Here is a 5,009-nt window from a genome sequence, read left to right on the forward strand (position 1 = left end):
CAACATCGCCCGCATGGAAACGCGTCCAGATGGCGTTGATCGCCTCCGGCGCCACGTTCGCCAGCCCGGAAATACAGGCCGAACAACCTTCAACATAGCCCTGATGGATGAGCGAGTCGGGGCCGTTGAGCACGTCGAAATCGTCGATATCCGCTACGGCATTCAGGAATCCGCTCAGGCTCTCGTAGCTGCCTGCGCTGTCCTTAATGCCGATGATGTTCGGGTGTGAAGCCAGCACCCGCGCGGTCTGCGGCTCAATGGTATTGCCGGTCCGCGCCGGGATGTTGTAGAGAAATACCGGCACCGTCAGGGCATCGGCGATAGCGGTGTAGTGGGCGATCAGTTCCGCCTGGGTTAAAGGTACAAACCACGGGGTGATTACCGAGACGGCATCCACCCCCAGGGATTCGATCTGCTTACCGAGACGAATAGTGGCGCGGGTGGAGATCTCCCCGATATGCGCCACCACCGGCGCACGCCCGGCGACCTCTTCCACGCAGGCGCGGGTGACGGCCACTTTTTCCTCTTCGGTCAGCACGAAAAACTCCCCGTTGGTGCCGCCACAGAAAATGCCATTACCCGCCGCCAGCTGACGCTGGATCTGGCGTTTCAGCCCCGGCAGATGCAGGGCGCCATCCTCGGTAAAGGGGGTGACGATCGCCGTCAGCACGCCTTCAATCTTGTTACGCATTGTTCACTCCTTCGATATTAACGTTCGGGGAACAGGGTCTGGTAAACACCCTGTACCTCGGCATGGCTGACCTGACGCGGGGCATTGTTCATCAGGCGTTTTACGTTCAGGGCGGCATCGCTCAGCGAAGCGATATCATCCCGCGGGACGCCCAGCGTCTCGAGGTTGTCCGGGAGGTTGAGGCGGCGCACCAGGGCAGCAAACCACTCCACCAGCGCGTGGGATTTCGCTTCCACCGACAGGGAGGTATCGGCGCCAGGCACCAGATCCCACACCTGGGCAAATTTTTCTACCGCGTCCGGGCGCACCACGCGCATGCAGGGCGCTAACAGGATGGCGTTCGCCACCCCATGCGGCAGGTGATATTTCCCGCCCAGCGGATAGGAAAGGGCATGCACCAGATGGGTTCCGGCATGGGCGATGGCCACGCCGCCGTAGTAGGACGCCCACAGCATTTCGAGCTTCGCCGCCAGGTTGTGCGGCTCGGCGCAGGCGGTTTCGATGTTATTGACCAGCTTGCGCAGACCTATCAGCGCTGCGTTATCACTCACCGGGTTCGCGACGGTGGCGGTAAAGCACTCGATCAGGTGGCACAGGGCGTCGATCCCGGTCGAGGAGGCGATGTGCGGCGGCATGCTGGTGGTCAGTTCCGGCAGCAGCGCCACGTAATCGGGCAGCAGTACCGGGGAGATAATGCCGATTTTGGTGCTCTGCTCGGGTATGGCGAGGATCGCGTTCGGCGTAGCTTCGGAGCCGGTACCGGCGCTGGCCGGGATCAGCAGCGATGCAAGGCGCGTGTTGGGTTTTTCACCCGCCAGCAGCGCATCCAGACCCGGCGAGGCCGGATGGCACAGCACGGAGAGCAGTTTCGCTACATCCAGTACGCTGCCGCCGCCTACGCCCACCACCAGATCAAAAGCGGTATCGTTGATGTCAGCCAGCAGAGCGTGAACGTCGTGATGCGTGGGCTCTGGCGGCACGCGCTCAATCACGCTGACGCTGCGGTTATCGGCTTCCAGCAGGGCGCGGATAGCGCGGGCGGCCTCCAGACGGGCGATATTACCGTCGGTGACCAGTAAAAGGCGCGACTTGCCTGCCAGCAGGGGCGCGAGGGCCGGGATCGCACCCGCACCGCTGATTATCGTACTGTTAATGGTTAACACATTGCTCTCCTGTTGCTGTGTCTGTGATTGATTTCGCTCAAAACAGGCAATCACAGTCATCGTGTCTCTAAATTTATAATTTATTCGCAAACTGAATAACTTGATCTTGCTCACATATAATCAATCATGATTGAATATAATCATTAACAGGAACGACGAACCTTTGGGGATGAACGTGAACAACCTGAACAGAGAGATCGTGGTGATCGCTGACGACTTTACCGGTGCCAACGATGCGGGGGTGAGCCTGGCGCTAAGCGGCAAAAAAGTCAGCGTGGCGTTTCAGACGCCTTTTACCGACGACACCGATGCGCTGGTTATTAATAGCGATAGCCGGGCGATGAAGGCATCAGAGGCGGCTGAAAAACTGACGCGGTATGCGACCGACGTTCACGCGGCCAAATGGCTGATTAAGAAAATTGACTCAACGCTTCGCGGCAACCCGGGCGCTGAAGTGGAAGCGCTGCTGAGGCTTAGCGGTAAGGGCCAGGCGATTATCGCCCCGGCATTTCCGGCCGCCGGGCGCACCACCGAAGAGGGCCTCTGCCTGGTGAACGGCGTGCCGGTGACGGAGACCGAATTTGCCAGCGACCCGAAAACCCCGGTGCGCCACGCGCAGGTAGCGAAGGTGCTGGCGGAGCAAACCCGGCTTAAAAGCAGGGTGGTCACGCCGGCGGAACTTGCCACGGCGCTCACGAGCGATGCGCGTCTGGTGATTGTGGATGCGCAGACCGACGCGGAGCTGGATCAGATTATCAACACGGCGTTTGCCTGCGATGAAAAGCCGCTGTTGGTGGGCTCCGCTGGACTGTGCGATGCCCTGGCGCGCCGTCTTGCCACGCCGCGCCAGCTGCTGGCGGTTATCGGTTCGATGAGCGAAATTGCGCAAAAGCAGATCCAGCGCGTGCGCGGCCAGCACAATGTCAGCACGGTATTAATTGATATCAATGATGGGTTTAACGGGACGATGGCGGGTTACCAGCAGCAGATCGCCCGGGCGCTTGCGGCAGGCCAGCACTGCGTGGTGCATACCTGCGCCGACACCCAGGCGCGGCATCAGATAGAGACGCTCTGCCAGCAGCGCGGATTAAGCCGCGCGGCGCTGGGGGAGACCATCAGCGCCTTTCTGGGTGCGCTGACGCGTAATGCGCTGGAGACCCGCCGCCCGGCGGCGCTCTATGTCTCCGGAGGCGATGTGGCGATGGCGGTTGCCAGCGCGCTCAACGCACAAGGTTTTGCAATAAGCGGACTGGTGGCGCAGTGCGTGCCGTTCGGTCGTTTTTTGGGTTGTCGCTGGCAGGGGCCGGTTATGACCAAAGCGGGCGGTTTTGGTACTGAAACCACGCTGCTTGAGGTTTTGCATTTTATCGAGGAGAAGATGAGTGACTAATATCATTGCTGTAACGATGGGTGACCCGGCGGGCATCGGCCCGGAAATTATTATCAAATCCCTGACCGAGGGTGAGCTCTCCGGTGCGCCCGTCGTGGTGGTGGGGTGCGCCCGCACTCTGCAACGGGTGCTGGAGAAAGGCATTACCGCCCCGGCAGAGTTACGTGTGATTACCCGCATCAGCGAGGCGCAGTTTGGCCCGGCGATCGTTAACGTGCTGGATGAGCCGCTGGCGGAGCCCGAGGCGTTACAGCCAGGCGTCGTGCAGGCGCAGGCGGGGGATCTGGCCTACCGCTGCGTGCGTCGCGCCACCGAGCTGGCGATGGCGGGGGAAGTGAAAGCCATTGCCACCGCGCCGCTGAACAAAGAGGCGCTGCATCTGGCGGGCCACCACTATCCGGGCCATACCGAACTGCTGGCGCACCTGACCGACAGCAAAGATTACGCGATGGTGCTCTATACCGATCAGCTGAAGGTGATCCACATCACCACCCATATCGCGTTGCGCAAATTCCTTGATACCCTCAACCAGGATCGGGTAAAAACCGTGATTGGCATTGCCGATACCTTCCTTAAGCGGGTGGGCTACACCAATCCGCGTATTGCGGTGGCCGGGGTTAACCCGCACGCCGGGGAGAACGGTCTGTTTGGTGACGAAGAGATCAAGATTGTCGGCCCGGCCGTTGAGGCGATGAAGGCGAAGGGGCTGAATGTGTTCGGGCCGTGTCCGCCGGATACGGTGTTTATGCAGTGCCACGAAGGCATGTACGACATAGTGGTGGCGATGTATCACGATCAGGGCCATATTCCGTTAAAATTACTCGGTTTTTATGACGGGGTGAACATCACCGCCGGGCTGCCGTTTATCCGTACTTCAGCTGACCACGGCACCGCATTTGACATTGCGTGGACAGGTAAAGCGAAGTCTGAGAGCATGACGGTTTCTATCCAGTTAGCGATGCAAATCACACGGGAATAATATGAAGGGATATAGCCGGTTAGAACAGATAATGGACTACCTGAAAGGGCACAATCTGGTGACAGTGGATCAGCTGGTGGCGGCAACGGATGCCTCGCCTGCGACCATTCGCCGGGATCTGATTAAGCTCGATCAGGAGGGGGTCATCAGCCGCACCCATGGTGGCGTGACCCTGAACCGGTTTATCCCCTCCCAGCCCACCACCAGTGAAAAGATGCAGCGCAGCCTGGCGGAGAAACACGCCATCGCCTGCGCCGCCGCCAGTTTTGTTAAAGCCGGTGACGCGGTGGTGCTCGATGCGGGCACCACCATGATTGAACTGGCGCGCCAGCTGACCCATCTGCCGCTGCGCGTCATCACCAGCGATCTGCATATCGCCCTGTTTCTCTCAGAGTTTAAGCAGATTGAGGTGACGATCATTGGCGGGCGCATCGACGATTCCAGCCAGTCCTGCATTGGCGAGCATGGCCGCCGCCTGCTGCAAAATATCTGGCCGGATATCGCCTTTGTCAGCTGTAACGGCTGGGATCTGGAGCGCGGCATTACCTCTCCGACGGAAGAGAAAGCGGCGCTGAAGCGCGATCTGATTGCCAACGCCCGACGCCGCGTACTGCTCGCCGACAGCACGAAATATGGCGCCTGGTCGCTGTTTAATGTGGCGCACCTCAACTCCCTGACCGATATCGTCACCGATAAACGTCTGGATGAGAATGTACAGCAGACCTTAAGCCAGCTGGATGCCACGCTGACCTTAGCCCCTTAAGGCTCAGGGCAGGCGGGCGATAT

The 5,009-nt window shown here is 59.9% G+C and carries 5 protein-coding genes; 3 read left to right on the plus strand and 2 right to left on the minus strand.

Features of this window, described 5'->3' with window-relative positions; translation table 11 throughout:
- A partial coding sequence (locus WFM46_RS22755; protein WP_336998611.1) for a dihydrodipicolinate synthase family protein occupies positions 1-691 on the minus strand: 691 nt, incomplete at its 3' end.
- A gap of 17 nt (positions 692-708) precedes the next feature.
- Entirely contained in the window at positions 709-1,854 is a 1,146-nt protein-coding gene (locus WFM46_RS22760) for an iron-containing alcohol dehydrogenase (RefSeq protein WP_336998612.1), read from the minus strand.
- Positions 1,855-2,023: 169 nt separating this feature from the next.
- Here WFM46_RS22760 and dtnK point away from each other — a divergent pair, with 169 nt between their 5' ends.
- The 3 genes from dtnK to WFM46_RS22775 are packed head-to-tail and all read left to right on the plus strand — an operon-like array spanning position 2,024 to position 4,986.
- On the plus strand, positions 2,024-3,244 hold the full coding sequence (dtnK, locus tag WFM46_RS22765; RefSeq protein WP_336998613.1) for a D-threonate kinase: 1,221 nt from the start codon (positions 2,024-2,026) through the stop codon (positions 3,242-3,244).
- Positions 3,237-4,223, plus strand: a complete 987-nt coding sequence (locus WFM46_RS22770) for a D-threonate 4-phosphate dehydrogenase (RefSeq protein WP_336998614.1) — start codon at positions 3,237-3,239, stop codon at positions 4,221-4,223. Before dtnK ends, WFM46_RS22770 begins: the two co-directional genes overlap by 8 nt.
- Position 4,224: 1 nt before the next feature.
- A complete protein-coding gene (locus WFM46_RS22775; protein ID WP_103179569.1) occupies positions 4,225-4,986 on the plus strand; it encodes a DeoR/GlpR family DNA-binding transcription regulator in 762 nt (253 codons plus the stop codon).
- Positions 4,987-5,009 lie beyond the last annotated feature (23 nt).

It is taken from the genome of Leclercia sp. M50 (assembly GCF_037150775.1).
In the GTDB taxonomy this organism is placed as follows: domain Bacteria; phylum Pseudomonadota; class Gammaproteobacteria; order Enterobacterales; family Enterobacteriaceae; genus Enterobacter.